The organism is Pseudomonas sp. ArH3a, assembly GCF_022648765.1.
In the GTDB taxonomy this organism is placed as follows: domain Bacteria; phylum Pseudomonadota; class Gammaproteobacteria; order Pseudomonadales; family Pseudomonadaceae; genus Aquipseudomonas.
Window position 1 is genome coordinate 4,320,761 of sequence record NZ_CP080330.1, and the last position, 14,672, is coordinate 4,335,432.

The window sequence follows — 14,672 nt, forward strand, 5'->3', positions numbered from 1 at the left end:
GTTAGAAGCGCAGCGGCCACTGCCGCAGACGGTCACGCAGGTTGTGCAACAGGCGAATCAACCCCTCGGGTTCCTTGATCAGGAACACGATGATCAGCACGCCAAAGATGATTTTCTGCAGGTTCTGCAACTGCCCCGCATCCACCGAGCCACCGAGCAACGCCTGGCCTGCATGGCTGAGAAAAATCGGCAGCAAACTGATGAAGGCCGCGCCGACAAAGTTGCCGGCGATGCTGCCCATGCCGCCGATAATGATGATGAACAGGATCTGGAACGAGCGGTTGATATCAAAGCTGCTGGCGCTGGCCGTGCCCAGGTAGGCGAAGGCCCACAGCGCGCCGGCAATGCCTAAATAGAACGAGCTGATAGCGAACGCCAGGCGCTTGTAGCGCACCACTGGGATGCCGACCACGGCGGCGGCGGTGTCCATGTCGCGGATCGCCATCCAGTTGCGCCCGACCTGGCTGCGCACCAGATTCACGGCGGTCCAGGTCAACAACAGCACCGTGATCAGGGTCAGCAAGTAGCGCCCCAACGGCGTGTTGAGGTCATGCCCGAACAGCGCCAGTTTTGGCGCGGAAATGGTCCCCGAGGAGCCGTAGTTGTAGAACCAGGGAAATTTGACGAACAGCCACTCCAGGAAGAATTGCGCCGCCAACGTGGTGACCATCAGGTAGAAACCCTTGATTCGCGAGCTGGGCAAACCGAACAACAGCCCCACCAGTGCGCTGATAATGCCCCCACCGAGCAGCGCCACCGGCAAACCCAACTCCGGCAGACGCAACAGAAAGCCGTAGGTGGCAAACGCGCCGACGGCCATGAAACCCGCCGCGCCCACCGAGGTTTGCCCGGTGTAGCCGGTCAACAGGTTAAGGCCCAACCCAGCCAGGGACAGCACTAGGAACGGGATCAGAATCGCGTTGAGCCAATAGTCATTGCCCCACAGCGGCACCACGATAAAAGCCAGCGCCAACAGGCCAAGCAGGCCCCACGGCACGCGCCGCTGGATCAACACTAACGGCGCGGTTTCTTGAGCAACGGGAATCGACATGGCTTCAGACTCGCTCGATGGCGCGCTCGCCGAACAGGCCGGCGGGACGGATATACAGGAAGGCCAGGGCCAATACGTAAGCGAACCACGGCGTGATACCGCCGCCGATCAACGGGCCGATATACACCTCGGCGAGGTTCTCCGCCGCGCCGACAATCAGCCCGCCGACAATCGCCCCACCAATCGAGGTAAAGCCACCGATGATCAATACCGGCAAGGCCTTGAGCACCACCAGCGACAGCGAAAACTGCACACCCTGGCGCGCGCCCCACAACAGCCCCGCCACCAGCCCGACCACACCGGCCACGGCCCAGACGATCTGCCAGATGCGGTTGAGGTTGATGCCGATGGACAGCGCCGCCGTGGTGTCATCCGCCACCGCGCGCAACGACACGCCGATGCGGGTCTTGTTGAACAGCAGCGCCAACACCGTGACCAGCACCACCGCAGCCGCTGCGGCGATCAGGTCGAACTGGCTGAGCATCAGCGGCCCGACAAACAGCGGCACGTCGTCGATGCCCAAATCCAGCGCGCGCACCTGCGAGCCCATCAAGCCTTGGGCCAGGCCTTCGATAATGAACGACAGGCCCAAGGTAGCCATGAACAGGGTGATCTGCGAACGGTTGACCAGCGGGCGCAACACCAGCCGTTCGATGAGCAAGGCGCCGACGATCATCACGATCACCGTCAGCAGCAGCGCCAGGGCGAACGGCACGCCTTGGTCATGCAGGCTGACAAAGGTCAGCGCGGCGAACAGCAGCATCGAGCCCTGGGCGAAGTTGAACACGCCGCTGGCCTTGTAGATCAGCACGAAGCCGATGGCGACCAGCGAGTACAGGGTGCCGGCGAGCAGGCCGCCGAGCAGGGTTTCAAAGAAGAAGGTCATCAGTGCACCACGCCCAGGTAGGCTGCGATCACCTCGGGGTTGGCCTGTACCTCGGCCGGCGTGCCATCGCCGACCTTGCGCCCGTAATCGAGCACCACCACGTGGTCGGACAGGCTCATGACCACACCCATGTCGTGTTCGATCAACACCACGGTGGTGCCGAGGTCGCGGTTCACGTCGGCGACGAAGCGCGCCATTTCCTGCTTTTCCTCGGCATTCATCCCGGCCATGGGCTCGTCGAGCAGCAACAGACTGGGGCCTGCAATCAACGCCCGGCCCAGCTCCACACGCTTTTGCAGGCCATAGGACAGGTTGCCCACCAGCACGTCGCGATGGGCTTGCAGCTCGAGGAATTCGAGGATGCCTTGGGCGCGCAGGCGGAAAGCTCCAGCCTCACGCCGGGCGCGGGGCAAGCCTAGGGCCTGTTCGATAAAGGTGCTGCGCATATGCCGCGACAGGCCGGTGAGGATGTTGTCGAGCACGCTCATCTTCTTGAACAGCGCGTTGTTCTGGAACGTGCGGCCGATGCCTCGGCGCGCGGCGCCCAACGGGTCGATGCGGTGGAAGTGGTGTTGCTCAAACACGATCTCGCCGGCATCAAAGCGATACACGCCGTTGAGCACATTGAGTAACGAGCTCTTGCCCGCACCATTTGGCCCGATCAACGCGCAGATTTCGCCGCGCTGCACGTCAAACGACAACGCATTGATGGCCTTGACGCCTTTGAACGACAGCGAAATATCTCGCACCTGGAGAATGGCCTGGCTCATGCGATGTCCCGTTTTAATTCAGCCAGCCACACCGGCTCGGCCGTGGATTTGAGCGGTTGCCAGATATACGACAGGCGCTGAAAGCCGAGCAGCCTGCGCACGCGGTTTTTCAGCAACTGGCGCAGGCCGCTTTGCGGGTGGGCGATGGCCCAGTCGCACAGGCGTCGGCGCCACGTGCCGTGGGGTGCGAGGCGGCTTTCGATGTCGTCGGCCAGGTGCTGCAAACGCTCGGGCGACAGCAGCAAGCCCGTCGGCGCAACTTCACTGCGATCACGCCGGGCCGAGCCAGAGCTTTCGGGAAAGGCCAGGCCGTGGCCGCTGTTCAGCCACTGTTCCAGCACCACCGCCAACCCGCCTTGCCAATGGGTGCCCTCCTCGCTCCACAACGCGGTTTCAGCGCTGGGTTGCCACCAGCGATGCAGGTGCTGCGCCGGGTCTACGGGGCCGAGCAGTTGGGCGAAATCCACCGGGTTGGCGGACTGCCAGTGCCGCACTTGCTGGCGGCCCTGCGCATAAGAATGGGTGGGGCGAATGCGCCACAGCTGTTGGTACAGCACCTCGGGCTCAAGGTTATCGGCCAGGGTCAGTACCTGCCCGCCGATGGACTGAGCGGCCAAGGCCAACAGCAACAGGTTCGGCTCGAAAGCGCCGCTGAGGGCCAACCGCGATTGCTCGTTGAAGCCCTGCTGACGCAAGCCATCTGCCAGGCGCTCGACATCGCGCAAGGTGTCGATCCAGCGCCAGGCGCACCACTGGCCCTGGCGCTTATGGCGCAAGGCGGTGTGCAGCGGGGTGATCTGCGCCCAGTGGTGCAGTTGTTCCAGGGCCTTGGGCAGATTGCCAAGCAGCTCGGCGGGCCATTCCAGGGCCAGCGGACGTTTGAGTTCGTGCACGCTCATAGGGGTAATGCTCCTATTGGGTGGTTAAGCGTGCGGTGGTCCGCTGGCTGAGTTATTTGGATCAATACCGATCAACTGTGGGAGCTGGCTTGCCTGCTCCCACATTGAGCAAGGTGTTTCAGTTAGAGGGTGGTGGCCTTGAGGTCGCGATAACCGGCGCCCGGGTGGTTCGCCCCCAGCCGCGCGCCGTCGCCGAACAGCTTCTCGCGCAAGGTGCCCGGGGCGTATTCGGTCTTGTACACGCCGCGCTTTTGCAGCTCCGGCACCAGCAGGTCGACGGCGTCGATGAAGGTTTCGTGGGTCAGTGCATAGGCCAGGTTGAAGCCGTCCACGTCGGTCTCTTCGACCCATTCCTGCAACAGGTCCGCTACCGTCTCAGGGCCGCCGACGAACAGTGGGCCAAAGCCGCCGATACCGACCCAGTCGGCCAGCTCGTTCGGCGTCCAGACCTTGTTTGGGTCGGCCGTAGAGAAGGCTTCCACTGCCGATTGAATGGCGTTGGTGTGCACGTGCTTGAGCGGCTCATCCGGTTTGAACTGGCTGAAGTCGATCCCGGTCCAGCCGGAGATCAACGCCATCGCGCCTTCATAGCTGACGTAGGATTTGTATTCCTCAAACTTGGCCTTGGCCTTCGCGTCGGTCTCGCCGACGATCACGGTCTGCAAGTTGAAGATGAGGATTTTCTTCGGGTCACGCCCAGCGTCGGCCGCGCGGCGGCGGATATCGGCCACGGTCTTTTTCAGCAGCACCTTGGACGGCGCAGCGACGAACACGCACTCGGCTTGCTCGGCGGCAAACTGCTTGCCACGGTTGGACGCTCCCGCCTGGTAGAGCACCGGCGTGCGCTGTGGCGAGGGTTCGCACAAATGAATGCCGGGCACCTGGAAGTGTTTGCCGACATGGCGGATCTCGTGGATTTTGCTCGGGTCGCTGAAAATTCGGCGTTCGCGATCACGCACTACCGCGCCCTCTTCCCAGCTGCCTTCCCAGAGCTTGTAGCAAACCTCCAAGTATTCCTCAGCGTAGTCGTAGCGCGCGTCGTGTTCGGTTTGGGCTTTCTGGCCGAGGTTCTTCGCGCCGCTTTCCAGATACGAGGTGACGATGTTCCAGCCGACGCGGCCCTTGGTCAGGTGGTCGAGGGTTGAAAGCCTGCGGGCGAACGGATACGGATGCTCGAACGACAACGAGGCGGTCAGGCCGAACCCCAGGTGTTCGGTGACCAACGCCATCGGCGCGATCAATGACAACGGATCGTTGACCGGCACCTGCGCGGCCTGGCGAATCGCCGCGTCACCGTTGCCGTTGTACACGTCATAGATGCCCAGCACGTCGGCGATAAACAGGCCGTCGAACTTGCCGCGCTCGAGGATTTTCGCCAGGTCGGTCCAGTATTCGAGGTCTTTGTACTGCCACGAACGGTCACGCGGGTGCGCCCACAGGCCCGGAGACTGGTGGCCGACGCAGTTCATGTCGAAGGCATTCAAGCGGATTTCACGGGACATCAAAGCACTCCGTTGAGGTGGTAGTTGCCGACAATCTGGTATTTCCAGCGCAACGGATCATCAAGGCTGGGCGGCAGCGCGGTGCGTTGGCCGGTGAGTTCGAACTCGGTGTTGCTGGCGAAGATCAGCGCTTCGGCGGCAGCGATTTGCGCTTCGGTAGAGGCGACGGGGCTTGGGTGAGTGTCGGCGCGCTCCAGCAAGGCGGCGGCCACATCGACACGGATCTGCCAATCGCCGAAACGGCTGATCACGTAGGGGTCGTCGCTTTTCTCAACCGTGCGGCGAGTGTCTTCCAGCAGTTGGCGAGCTTGATTCAGTGCAGTCATGGGGCAGGCTCCTCAGTTCCAGGCGTGGCGCGCGGGCTTCACGCCGTTGAGCACGAAGTTGCCGATCAGGTGGTATTTCCAGCGGGCCGGGTCGTGCAGGGTGTGGGTGCGCGCGTTGCGCCAGAAGCGGTCGAGGTTGTGCTTGCCGGTCACCGAGCGCGTGCCGGCCAGTTCGAAGAGCTTGCTGCTGGCGAGCAAGGCAGTTTCGGCCGATAAGACTTTGGCCTGGGCAACGACCAGCGAAGCGTGAGCCACCGTGTCTTCATTCGGTTCGGCCAAGGCGAGGTCGACCGCCTTGCCGGCCTTGGCGAGGATGGCTTCGGTGCCGTGCACACGCCATTGCAGATCGCCGATAGCGGCGATGGTGAACGGGTCTTGCCAGCCGTGTTCCTGCTGGCTGTCGATCCATGGGCGGGCCTGACGCGCGTAGATCTTTGCCTGCTCCAGCGCGCCAAGGGCGATGCCGGTGTCGACCGCCGCCTGGATAATCTGCGAAATCGGGCCATTGGCGGTGGGTTGGTCAAAGGCCAGGTGGGCCGGAATCACCGCCGTGCGGGGCACGGTCACGCCGTCGAGGGTCACGCCACCGCTGGCGGTGGTGCGCTGGCCGAAGCCATCCCAGCTATCAATCACAGTGAGGCCTGGCGCATCACGCTCGACGAAGGCAATAAAAGCCTGATCGTTTTCGTTATTGCCGACGGTGGGCACGATATGCGCGAACAACGCGCCGGTGCAGTAGAACTTCTCGCCGTTGATTTGTGCGGTGTCGCCGTCAAAACGAATCTGGGTATCGAAAGTGCCGACGTTTTTGCTCTTGGCTTCGGAGAAGGCATTGCCGAAGCGGTAACCCGCCAAGACCTTGCCGAAGTAGTGCAGCTTTTGTTCCTCGCTGGCGGTTTGCAGCAGGATGTCGACGACGCCAAGGTGGTTTTGCGGGATTTGCCCCAGTGAGGGATCGGCGGCGGAGATCAATTTGATCACCTCTGCCACCGTCACATAGGACACCTCGGCGCCGCCGTAGGCCTTGGGAATGGTGATGCCCCACAGGCCGCTGGCAGAGAACGCCTCGAGTTCGTCCACGGGCAGGCGCCGCTCGCGGTCGCGCACGCTGGCGTCGATGGCGAAGCGGGCGGCCAAGCGCGTGGCGACCTCAATGGCTTCGGCATCCGAGCGGATGATATGGGCAGGGTGTTGAGGGTGGGCTGACATGGGCCGACTCCAGGCTCCGAGGGGATACTGGAGTGTTTGCAGGAGTCGTGCCTGAATTTAATCGCCAATAAAATCAGCAGGTTGCTGAATAAATAAGGCTATTTGGCGCGCTTCAAAGCAGCAAAGTGTCCATCCACTGTTGCCGGGTAAACAGTTAGATCACCACATTGCGCACAAAGCGCACCGCCACCTCACCCTCATTGCGATAGGCATGGGCCTGGCGACTGGCGAACATATAAAACTCACCGGCGGCGACGTGTTTTTCTTCGTCATCAAGGATCAGGGTCAGGCGGCCTTCGAACACAAACAGCTGCACGCTCCAGCCGTCCGGGTCGGGTTCCGGGCTGTAGCGGTCACCCGGCTCCAGGCGCATCTCCCACAATTCCACTTCGCGTCGAGCGGTGGCCTTGGCCAGCAACACGGCTTTACTGCCGGGGATGTCACCGGCCCAAGCCAGCTCGTTGATGCGGCTATGGTCGAGCGCATCGGGGGCCTGGATCAGGTCGCTGAAGGCCACGTCCAATGCCTCGGCCACGCGGTCCAGCGTCGACAGGCTGACGTTCTTCTCCCCGGCTTCGATGGCCACCAGCATGCGCCGACTGACCCCGGACTTTTCCGATAGCGCGGTCTGGCTCATGTCGGCAGCATGCCGCAGACGACGGACGTTCTGGCTGACGTGTTGCAGGACCGATGCCCGTTGTGGATTTTCTTTGTGCACTATATTGCTCATGAGGTAGGTGTGCGCAGTATACTGCCCAGCGTGCGGCGCATTGTGCGGTCCGTGCCTTTCCCTTGCAAGACCGAGCCGCCATGACAGCCCCGAACACGCCCTCACGTTTCAACCGTTTCAGCAAAGCCGAATGCATTCTGGTGGTGATCACCATGATTTGGGGCGGCACCTTTTTGCTGGTGCAACATGCGCTGACCGTCAGTGGGCCGATGTTCTTCGTGGGCCTGCGGTTTGCGGCGGCGGCGATTGTGGTTGGGTTCTTTTCCTTGCGTACCCTGCGCGACCTGACCCTGTTTGAATTGAAGGCGGGCGCTTTCATCGGCACCTCGATCATGTTCGGCTACGGCATGCAGACCATCGGCCTGCAGACGATTCCGAGCAGCCAATCGGCGTTTATCACGGCGCTGTATGTGCCCTGTGTACCGCTGTTGCAGTGGCTGGTGCTGGGCCGTCGCCCAGGGCTGATGCCGGCCATCGGCATCATGCTGGCGTTTACCGGGTTGATGCTGCTCACTGGCCCGGCCGGCGCATCGCTGAGCTTCAGCCCCGGCGAAATCGCCACGCTGATCTGTGCGGTGGCGGTGGCTGCCGAGATCATCCTGATCAGCGCGTTTGCCGGGCAGGTGGATGTGCGCCGGGTGACCGTGGTGCAACTGGCCACGGCGTCGTTGCTGTCGTTCCTGATGGTGGTGCCGATGGGTGAAGCCTTGCCGGGTTTCTCCTGGCTTCTGCTGTTCAGCGCAGTGGGCCTGGGCTTGACCAGTGCGGTGATCCAGGTCGCGATGAACTGGGCGCAGCAGAGTGTTTCACCGACACGTGCCACCTTGATCTATGCCGGTGAGCCGGTGTGGGCCGGTGTAGTTGGGCGGATTGCCGGGGAGCGCTTCCCGCCGATCGCGATGGTCGGGGCCGCGCTGATTGTGGCGGCGGTGATTGTGAGTGAATTGAAAACGAAGGGGCAGAAGGCGCTCGAACTGCAAGCTGAGAGGGAACAGGAACAGCAAGGGTAAGGTCAGACTGCTGGCGATGGCTGTCAGATCGCCATCGCGGGCAAGCCCGACTCCCACAGTGTGGGGTGTCGCTGGCTGGAATGGGTTCACCTGAAACAATGCTAAATCGGGGTTTTCAGCCTACTTTGTAGGATCCTGCCACATCTTGCCGTTTGGTGATCGAGAAAGCGGCACGTATGATGCATCCCAAACTCCCGCAGATTAGAAGCCTATGTCCCTGATAGTTCTACTGCTTCTGCCTTTTATTGGCAGCTGTCTGGCGGCCTTGCTGCCGCACAATGCACGTAACACCGAATCCCTGTTGGCCGGCCTTGTAGCTCTGGTCGGCACCATTCAAGTCGCCCTGCTCTACCCCCAGATCGCCCACGGTGGCGTGATCCGCGAAGAATTCATGTGGTTGCCCAGCCTTTGGCTGAACTTCGTGTTGCGCATGGATGGTTTTGCCTGGCTGTTCTCGATGCTGGTGCTGGGCATCGGCACGCTGGTGTCGCTGTACGCGCGTTACTACATGTCGCCGGACGACCCGGTGCCGCGTTTCTTCGCGTTTTTCCTGGCCTTCATGGGCGCCATGCTCGGGCTGGTGATTTCCGGCAACCTGATCCAGATCGTGTTCTTCTGGGAACTGACCAGCCTGTTCTCGTTCCTGTTGATCGGCTATTGGCACCATCGCGCCGATGCCAGGCGCGGTGCCTATATGGCGCTGATGGTCACCGGTGCGGGCGGCCTATGCCTGCTGGCGGGCGTGATGCTGCTGGGGCATATCGTCGGCAGCTACGACCTGGACCAGGTGCTGGCGGCGGGCGACCAGATTCGCGCGCACTCGCTGTACCCGGTCATGCTGGCCCTGGTGCTGATCGGCGCCTTGAGCAAAAGTGCACAGTTCCCGTTCCACTTCTGGCTGCCCCACGCGATGGCGGCGCCGACCCCGGTTTCAGCCTACCTGCACTCGGCGACGATGGTGAAGGCCGGCGTGTTCCTGCTGGCCCGCCTGTGGCCGTCGCTGTCCGGCAGCGAAGAATGGTTCTGGATCGTCGGCGGTGCCGGCGCGATCACCCTCCTCCTCGGCGCTTACTGCGCTATGTTCCAAAATGATCTCAAGGGCCTGCTGGCCTACTCCACTATCAGCCACCTCGGGCTGATCACCTTGCTGCTGGGCCTCAACAGCCCACTGGCCGCCGTCGCTGCGGTATTCCATATTCTCAACCACGCCACGTTCAAGGCCTCGCTGTTCATGGCCGCGGGCATCATCGACCACGAAAGCGGCACCCGTGATATCCGCAAGCTCAGTGGCTTGGTGCGGCTGATCCCGTTTACCGCGACACTGGCGATGGTGGCCAGTGCGTCGATGGCTGGCGTGCCGTTGCTCAACGGCTTCCTGTCCAAAGAGATGTTCTTCGCCGAAACCGTATTTATCTCGTCGACCGCCTGGGTGGAAATCGCCCTGCCGGCCATTGCGACCATCGCCGGTACTTTCAGCGTGGCCTACGCCTTGCGCTTCACGGTCGATGTATTCTTCGGCCCGCCCGCGACCGACCTGCCCCACACACCCCACGAACCGCCGCGCTGGATGCGTGCACCGGTTGAGTTGCTGGTATTCACCTGCCTGCTGGTGGGCATCTTCCCGGCCCAGGTGGTCGGTTCGATCCTCGCCGCCGCCGCGCTGCCGGTGGTGGGCGGCGTACTGCCCGAGTACAGCCTGGCGATTTGGCACGGCTGGAACGCGCCGATGATCATGAGCCTGGTGGCCATGTCCGGTGGCGTGGTGCTCTACCTGCTGCTGCGCAAGCAACTCAAGCGTGGCCGCTTCAAATATCCGCCGATCATCAGTTACTTCAACGGCAAGCGCATGTTCGAGCGCTGCCTGGTGGTGATGATGCGTGGCGCGCGCAAGATCGAGAAACGCATCAACACCAAGCGCCTGCAGACCCAGCTGTTCCTGCTGGTGCTGGCGGCGGTGGTCGCCGGCTTGATCCCGATGCTCAACAGCGGCATCAGTTGGGGCGACCGGCCGAAGATCCCGGGTTCCATCGTGTTCGTCACCCTGTGGCTGCTGGCGATCGCCTGCGCTCTCGGCGCCGCGTGGCAAGCCAAGTATCACCGGCTGGCGGCCCTGACCATGGTCAGCGTGTGCGGCATGATGACCTGCATCACCTTCGTGTGGTTCTCGGCGCCGGACCTGGCGCTGACGCAATTGGTGGTTGAAGTGGTGACCACCGTGCTGATCCTGCTGGGCCTGCGCTGGCTGCCACGGCGGATCGAAGAAGTCTCGCCACTGCCCAGCTCGCTGCGCAAGGCGCGCATTCGTCGCCTGCGTGACTTCCTGCTGTCCACCGTAGTGGGCGGCGGCATGGCGCTGCTGTCCTACGCGATGCTGACGCGCCAGACGCCCAACGACATTTCCTCGTTCTACCTGAGCCGCGCCCTGCCCGAAGGCGGCGGCAGCAATGTGGTGAATGTGATGCTTGTGGACTTCCGCGGTTTCGACACCCTCGGCGAAATCACCGTGCTCGGCGCCGTGGCACTGACGGTGTACGCGCTGCTGCGGCGCTTCCGACCATCGAAAGAAAGCATGCAATTGCCTGCACAACAGCGCCAATTGGCGCCGGACGTGGCCACCGACCTGGTCAACCCACGCCATGCCAGCGATACGGCCCTGGGCTTCATGATGGTGCCAGCGGTGCTGGTACGCCTGCTGCTGCCGATCGCGCTGGTGGTGTCGTTCTACCTGTTCATGCGCGGCCACAACCAACCGGGCGGCGGTTTCGTCGCAGGCCTGGTGATGTCAGTGGCGTTCATCCTGCAATACATGGTTGCCGGTACCCAGTGGGTAGAAGCGCAGATGAGCCTGCGCCCGATGCGCTGGATGGGCTTCGGCCTGCTCTCGGCAACGCTCACCGGGCTCGGCGCGTTGTTTGCCGGTTACCCGTTCCTTACCACCCACACCTGGCATTTCAGCGTGCCGGTGCTCGGCGACATCCACGTCGCCAGCGCGTTGTTCTTCGACGTCGGCGTGTACGCCATGGTCGTCGGTTCCACGCTGCTGATGCTCACCGCCCTCGGTCACCAATCCGTGCGGGCCCACAAACCGAGCAACCAGGCCAAAGTGGTTGCCGCAACGGAAGGAGCCGCCTGATGGAAGAAGTCATTGCAATTGCCATTGGGGTCCTGGCGGCCTCCGGCGTCTGGTTGATCCTGCGGCCACGGACGTTCCAAGTGGTGATGGGCCTGTGCCTGCTGTCGTATGGGGTCAACCTGTTCATTTTCAGCATGGGCAGCCTGTTTATCGGCAAGGAACCGATCATCAAGAACGGCGTGCCGCAAGACCTGCTCCACTACACCGATCCGCTGCCCCAGGCCCTGGTGCTGACGGCCATTGTGATCAGCTTCGCCATGACCGCGTTGTTCCTGGTGGTGCTGCTGGCCTCCCGGGGCCTGACCGGCACTGACCATGTAGACGGCCGGGAGCCCAAGGAATGACGTGGATGAATCAACTGATCGTCGCGCCGATCCTGCTGCCGTTGCTGACCGCCGCGCTGATGCTGATGCTCGGCGAGAAACGCCGCCCGCTGAAGGCCAAAATCAATCTGTTCTCCAGCGTCGTCGGCCTGGGCATCGCTATCCTGCTGCTGTACTTGACGCAGCAAGGCGGCCCCGGCTCGATTGGCGTGTACCTGCCGGGCAACTGGCAGGTGCCGTTCGGTATTGTGCTGGTGGTGGACCAACTGTCTTCGATGATGCTGGTGCTCACCGGGATCATCGGCGTGAGTGCGCTGCTGTTCGCCATGGCCCGCTGGGACCGAGCGGGCACCAGCTTCCATGCATTGTTCCAGATCCAGATGATGGGCCTGTACGGTGCTTTTCTCACCGCAGACCTGTTCAACCTGTTCGTGTTCTTCGAGGTGCTGCTGGCGGCGTCCTACGGTTTGATGCTGCACGGCTCGGGCCGTGCGCGGGTGTCGTCGGGGCTGCATTACATCGCCATCAACCTGCTGGCGTCGTCGCTGTTCCTGATTGGCGCAGCGATGATCTACGGGGTCACCGGCACGCTGAACTTTGCTGACCTGGCGCTGAAAATCCCGCTGGTGCCGGAAGCCGATCGCGGCCTGTTGCACGCAGGCGCGGCAATCCTGGCGACAGCCTTTCTGGCCAAAGCCGGCATGTGGCCGCTGAACTTCTGGCTGGCGCCCGCCTATTCCTCGGCCAGTGCGCCGGTGGCGGCGATGTTTGCGATCATGACCAAAGTCGGCGTGTACACCGTGCTGCGCCTGTGGACCCTGTTGTTCTCCGGCCAGGCCGGTGCCTCAGCGCTGTTCGGCGGCGACTGGCTGGTGTACGGCGGCATGGCGACTATCATCTGCGCGGCGCTGGCAATGCTGGCGGCGCAGCGGCTGGAACGCATGGCGAGTTTGAGCATTCTGGTGTCGGCCGGGATCCTGCTGTCGGCTGTGGGTTTTGCCCAGCCCAGCCTGACCGCCGGCGCGTTGTTCTATCTGGTCAGCTCGACGCTGGCCTTGAGCGCGCTGTTCCTGCTGGCGGAATTGATCGAACGTTCGCGTTCGGCCAATGACCTGCCACTGGATGAAGAAATCGATGCGCTGCCCAAAGCCATGGAATCCCTGCATCCGCGTCCCGGCGTGAACCTGGACGATGAGCAGAAAGCCGTGGTCGGCCAAGTCATTCCCTGGACCATGGCCTTCCTCGGCTTGAGCTTTGTCGCCTGTGCACTGCTGATCATCGGCATGCCGCCGCTGTCCGGGTTTATCGGCAAGCTCAGCCTGCTAAGTGCGCTGGTTAACCCTATGGGCCTGGGCAACGCAGTGGATGAGCCAATCCGCCCAGCTGCCTGGGGCTTGGTGGCGTTGCTGATTCTGTCGGGCCTGGCCTCGTTGATCGCCTTCGCACGCTTGGGCATCCAGCGCTTCTGGACCCCGGAAGAGCGCCCCTCGCCGCTGCTGCGCCGCTATGAGTGCCTGCCGATCTTCTTCCTGCTCGGCCTGAGCATCCTGCTGACCTTCAAGGCCGAACCGTTGATGCGCTACACCCAGGCCACCGCCGATAGCCTGAACAACCCGGAACACTACGTGATGGCCGTGATGGCGACGCGCCCGATTCCGAGCCCTGAAGCCAAGGCCGCCGCCCTGGAGGTGCAGCCATGAAGCGTCTGCTCCCTGCCCCGTGGCTGTCGCTGGCGTTGTGGCTGTTGTGGCTGGTACTGAACGTGTCGGTCAGCCCCGGCAACCTGCTGCTGGGCGCATTGCTGGGCTTTCTCGCGCCGCTGCTGATGGCGCCGCTGCGCCCGCTGCCGATTCGCATCCGCCGCCCTGGCGTGATCATCCGCCTGTTTTTCCTGGTGGGTCACGACGTGATCATCTCCAACCTGAAAGTGGCCTGGGGCGTGCTCACGTGCGGCTCACGAGCACCGCGCTCGCGCTTTATCAAGATCCCGCTGGACCTGCGCAATGCCAATGGCCTGGCCGTGCTCTCGATGATCACCAGCGTGACGCCTGGCACCGTCTGGTCGGAACTGGCGCTGGACCGCAGTGTTTTACTGATCCACGTGTTCGACCTGGATGATGAAGCGCAGTTTATCCAGCACTTCAAACACGCCTACGAACGGCCCCTGATGGAGATCTTCGAATGAGCGCCCTGCTCTCCAATGCGATTCTGGTCAGCCTGTTCCTGTTCTCCTTGGCGATGGCGCTGACCCTGGTGCGCCTGTTCAAAGGCCCCTCGGCCCAGGACCGGGTACTGGCGCTGGACTACCTGTACATCCTGGCGATGCTGATGATGCTGGTGCTCGGCATTCGCTACGCCAGTGACACCTACTTTGAAGCGGCGCTGCTGATTGCGCTGTTTGGCTTTGTCGGGTCGTTCGCCCTGGCGAAATTCCTGCTGCGTGGCGAGGTGATTGAATGATGCCGATATGGGTTGAAGTAATCGTGGCGGTGCTGCTGGTGCTGAGCAGCCTGTTTGCGCTGATCGGCGCGATTGGGTTGTTGCGCATGAAGGACTTTTTCCAACGTATGCACCCACCGGCATTGGCCTCGACGCTGGGCGCGTGGTGTGTGGCGCTGGCGTCGATTATCTACTTTTCGGTGCTCAAGTCCGCGCCGGTGCTGCACGGGTGGTTGATTCCGATTTTGTTGGCGATCACCGTGCCGGTGACCACCTTGCTGCTGGCGCGCACGGGGCTGTTTCGCAAGCGTATGGCGGGTGATGACGTACCCGCCGAGGTGAGTAGTCGCCGAGCTGAAGACGTATCAAAATCAGCCTAGCGACTCCATCGGCC

Annotated in this window: 15 protein-coding genes; 7 read left to right on the forward strand and 8 right to left on the reverse strand. The window is 62.5% G+C overall.

Annotated elements, in window-relative coordinates:
• Nucleotide 1 precedes the first annotated feature (1 nt).
• From K0P33_RS19660 to K0P33_RS19695, 8 genes are all read right to left on the reverse strand, one after another.
• The gene (locus K0P33_RS19660; RefSeq protein ID WP_242150659.1) at nt 2–1,051 is read right to left on the reverse strand and encodes a branched-chain amino acid ABC transporter permease; all 1,050 of its coding nucleotides are present in this window, start codon (nt 1,049–1,051) and stop codon (nt 2–4) included.
• Between the two features lie 4 nt (nt 1,052–1,055).
• Nucleotides 1,056–1,937: a branched-chain amino acid ABC transporter permease gene (locus K0P33_RS19665; RefSeq protein ID WP_145164041.1), complete on the reverse strand. Its 882-nt coding sequence runs from the start codon at nt 1,935–1,937 to the stop codon at nt 1,056–1,058.
• On the reverse strand, nt 1,937–2,707 hold the full coding sequence (locus K0P33_RS19670) for an ABC transporter ATP-binding protein (RefSeq protein ID WP_094953123.1): 771 nt from the start codon (nt 2,705–2,707) through the stop codon (nt 1,937–1,939). Before K0P33_RS19670 ends, K0P33_RS19665 begins: the two co-directional genes overlap by 1 nt.
• Complete coding sequence (locus tag K0P33_RS19675; protein WP_242150661.1) at nt 2,704–3,606, reverse strand: acyl-CoA synthetase; 903 nt, start codon at nt 3,604–3,606, stop codon at nt 2,704–2,706. The genes K0P33_RS19670 and K0P33_RS19675 overlap by 4 nt, the downstream gene beginning before the upstream one ends.
• A gap of 122 nt (nt 3,607–3,728) precedes the next feature.
• Nucleotides 3,729–5,108 carry an LLM class flavin-dependent oxidoreductase gene (locus K0P33_RS19680; RefSeq protein ID WP_242150663.1) on the reverse strand — a complete coding sequence of 460 codons (1,380 nt, stop codon included), beginning with the start codon at nt 5,106–5,108 and terminating at the stop codon, nt 3,729–3,731.
• Nucleotides 5,108–5,434 carry an acyl-CoA dehydrogenase gene (locus K0P33_RS19685; RefSeq protein ID WP_094953127.1) on the reverse strand — a complete coding sequence of 109 codons (327 nt, stop codon included), beginning with the start codon at nt 5,432–5,434 and terminating at the stop codon, nt 5,108–5,110. The genes K0P33_RS19680 and K0P33_RS19685 overlap by 1 nt, the downstream gene beginning before the upstream one ends.
• Before the next feature lie 12 nt (nt 5,435–5,446).
• Entirely contained in the window at nt 5,447–6,643 is a 1,197-nt protein-coding gene (locus K0P33_RS19690; RefSeq protein WP_242150665.1) for an SfnB family sulfur acquisition oxidoreductase, read from the reverse strand.
• A gap of 154 nt (nt 6,644–6,797) precedes the next feature.
• On the reverse strand, nt 6,798–7,361 hold the full coding sequence (locus tag K0P33_RS19695; protein WP_094953129.1) for an XRE family transcriptional regulator: 564 nt from the start codon (nt 7,359–7,361) through the stop codon (nt 6,798–6,800).
• 92 nt (nt 7,362–7,453) lie between these two features.
• Between K0P33_RS19695 and K0P33_RS19700 the strand changes: the two genes are divergently transcribed.
• The 7 genes from K0P33_RS19700 (at nt 7,454) to K0P33_RS19730 (ending at nt 14,658) form a co-directional block, all read left to right on the forward strand.
• Nucleotides 7,454–8,383, forward strand: a complete 930-nt coding sequence (locus tag K0P33_RS19700; RefSeq protein WP_242150668.1) for a DMT family transporter — start codon at nt 7,454–7,456, stop codon at nt 8,381–8,383.
• 211 nt (nt 8,384–8,594) lie between these two features.
• A complete protein-coding gene (locus K0P33_RS19705; RefSeq protein WP_242150671.1) occupies nt 8,595–11,516 on the forward strand; it encodes a monovalent cation/H+ antiporter subunit A in 2,922 nt (973 codons plus the stop codon).
• The gene (locus K0P33_RS19710; RefSeq protein WP_094952903.1) at nt 11,516–11,860 is read left to right on the forward strand and encodes a Na+/H+ antiporter subunit C; all 345 of its coding nucleotides are present in this window, start codon (nt 11,516–11,518) and stop codon (nt 11,858–11,860) included. Before K0P33_RS19705 ends, K0P33_RS19710 begins: the two co-directional genes overlap by 1 nt.
• Nucleotides 11,857–13,539: a monovalent cation/H+ antiporter subunit D gene (locus K0P33_RS19715; RefSeq protein WP_094952904.1), complete on the forward strand. Its 1,683-nt coding sequence runs from the start codon at nt 11,857–11,859 to the stop codon at nt 13,537–13,539. Before K0P33_RS19710 ends, K0P33_RS19715 begins: the two co-directional genes overlap by 4 nt.
• Nucleotides 13,536–14,024 (forward strand): Na+/H+ antiporter subunit E, encoded by a 489-nt coding sequence (locus K0P33_RS19720; RefSeq protein ID WP_094952905.1) that lies wholly within the window; start codon nt 13,536–13,538, stop codon nt 14,022–14,024. Before K0P33_RS19715 ends, K0P33_RS19720 begins: the two co-directional genes overlap by 4 nt.
• Nucleotides 14,021–14,299 carry a K+/H+ antiporter subunit F gene (locus K0P33_RS19725; protein WP_094952906.1) on the forward strand — a complete coding sequence of 93 codons (279 nt, stop codon included), beginning with the start codon at nt 14,021–14,023 and terminating at the stop codon, nt 14,297–14,299. Before K0P33_RS19720 ends, K0P33_RS19725 begins: the two co-directional genes overlap by 4 nt.
• Nucleotides 14,296–14,658 (forward strand): Na+/H+ antiporter subunit G, encoded by a 363-nt coding sequence (locus tag K0P33_RS19730; RefSeq protein ID WP_094952907.1) that lies wholly within the window; start codon nt 14,296–14,298, stop codon nt 14,656–14,658. Before K0P33_RS19725 ends, K0P33_RS19730 begins: the two co-directional genes overlap by 4 nt.
• Nucleotides 14,659–14,672: the final 14 nt, after the last annotated feature.

What these genes read in the sequence shown, in the direction of transcription:
- K0P33_RS19660 (WP_242150659.1), bottom strand. Translation starts at nt 1,051, where the DNA reads ATGTCGATTCCCGTTGCTCAAGAAACCGCGCCGTTAGTGTTGATCCAG.
- K0P33_RS19665 (WP_145164041.1), bottom strand. Translation starts at nt 1,937, where the DNA reads ATGACCTTCTTCTTTGAAACCCTGCTCGGCGGCCTGCTCGCCGGCACC.
- K0P33_RS19670 (WP_094953123.1), bottom strand. Translation starts at nt 2,707, where the DNA reads ATGAGCCAGGCCATTCTCCAGGTGCGAGATATTTCGCTGTCGTTCAAA.
- K0P33_RS19675 (WP_242150661.1), bottom strand. Translation starts at nt 3,606, where the DNA reads ATGAGCGTGCACGAACTCAAACGTCCGCTGGCCCTGGAATGGCCCGCC.
- K0P33_RS19680 (WP_242150663.1), bottom strand. Translation starts at nt 5,108, where the DNA reads ATGTCCCGTGAAATCCGCTTGAATGCCTTCGACATGAACTGCGTCGGC.
- K0P33_RS19685 (WP_094953127.1), bottom strand. Translation starts at nt 5,434, where the DNA reads ATGACTGCACTGAATCAAGCTCGCCAACTGCTGGAAGACACTCGCCGC.
- K0P33_RS19690 (WP_242150665.1), bottom strand. Translation starts at nt 6,643, where the DNA reads ATGTCAGCCCACCCTCAACACCCTGCCCATATCATCCGCTCGGATGCC.
- K0P33_RS19700 (WP_242150668.1), top strand. Translation starts at nt 7,454, where the DNA reads ATGACAGCCCCGAACACGCCCTCACGTTTCAACCGTTTCAGCAAAGCC.
- K0P33_RS19705 (WP_242150671.1), top strand. Translation starts at nt 8,595, where the DNA reads ATGTCCCTGATAGTTCTACTGCTTCTGCCTTTTATTGGCAGCTGTCTG.
- K0P33_RS19710 (WP_094952903.1), top strand. Translation starts at nt 11,516, where the DNA reads ATGGAAGAAGTCATTGCAATTGCCATTGGGGTCCTGGCGGCCTCCGGC.
- K0P33_RS19715 (WP_094952904.1), top strand. Translation starts at nt 11,857, where the DNA reads ATGACGTGGATGAATCAACTGATCGTCGCGCCGATCCTGCTGCCGTTG.
- K0P33_RS19720 (WP_094952905.1), top strand. Translation starts at nt 13,536, where the DNA reads ATGAAGCGTCTGCTCCCTGCCCCGTGGCTGTCGCTGGCGTTGTGGCTG.
- K0P33_RS19725 (WP_094952906.1), top strand. Translation starts at nt 14,021, where the DNA reads ATGAGCGCCCTGCTCTCCAATGCGATTCTGGTCAGCCTGTTCCTGTTC.
- K0P33_RS19730 (WP_094952907.1), top strand. Translation starts at nt 14,296, where the DNA reads ATGATGCCGATATGGGTTGAAGTAATCGTGGCGGTGCTGCTGGTGCTG.